Genomic DNA, 1045 nt, shown 5'->3' with positions numbered 1-1045 from the left:
AATTTATTTTATAATACGCCAGCCCGTCTAAAATACATGAAAACGGTTCATACGGAGCTTGGCAACATTTCTGATGTTGTGAACCGAATTGCACTTGCTCATCCAGAAGTGTCGATTCGTTTGCGACATCAAGGAAAAGTGCTGCTTCAAACAAATGGAAACGGAGATGTGCGGCATGTGCTTGCGTCCATTTATGGAACGGCAGTGGCCAAAAAAATGCTGCCACTACATGTACAATCACTTGATTTTGAAGTGAAAGGCTATATTTCCTTACCAGAAGTGACAAGGGCATCACGTAATTATATGTCTTCTGTTGTCAACGGTAGATATGTCAAGCATTTCCCGCTGGTGAAAGCCATTCATGAAGGATACCATACACTGCTCCCGATCGGACGACATCCAATTACATTTATTGAGATGAAGATGGACCCCATTTTAGTCGATGTGAACGTACATCCTTCTAAACTTGAAGTCAGACTAAGTAAAGAGCAAGAACTTCATGAGTTGATCAAACAAGGGATTAAGGACGTCTTTCAAAAGCAACAGCTCATTCCAAGTGCTTCAGTGCCAAAAAAAGCACCAATGCCAGCAGTGAAAAATGAGCAACAGTCCTTATCTTTTGATTCTAAACAAACAATGAAAAGCCGAATGGAAACACCTGTTTCCTATGAGCCGGACTCACTCGCATCGGCTGTATACGAGACNNTACCAGCATCGTCTGAAGAAACGTTTGACCATGTATATGTAGAGGAATCTGCAGCTTCGCATGAACAACATGACGAAGTGATACTGGAAGAGAGTGCAGCCCAGCATCAGGCTGAAAGTGAACGTGTCCCTGTGATGTATCCGATTGGACAAATGCATGGAACGTATATTTTGGCCCAAAATGAACGCGGTCTTTATATCATCGATCAGCACGCTGCCCAAGAGCGAATCAAGTATGAGTACTTTCGTGAAAAGGTAGGAGACATTGAACAGGAAGTGCAAGAAATGCTTGTTCCATTAACCTTTCACTACTCAAAAAACGATATGTTGATTATTGAAG

1 protein-coding gene is annotated in these 1045 nt (G+C 42.2%); it reads left to right on the top strand.

Annotated elements, in window-relative coordinates; all coding sequences use genetic code 11:
* The coding region (mutL, locus tag V7659_RS31385) for a DNA mismatch repair endonuclease MutL (RefSeq protein ID WP_335543892.1) at window positions 1–1045 on the top strand (1045 nt) is incomplete at both ends.

Source organism: Neobacillus drentensis, assembly GCF_036966985.1.
Lineage (GTDB): Bacteria > Bacillota > Bacilli > Bacillales > Cytobacillaceae > Neobacillus > Neobacillus drentensis_E.
The sequence above is the reverse complement of the archived record's forward strand: the minus strand, read 5'-3'. Positions and strand labels throughout refer to the sequence as shown.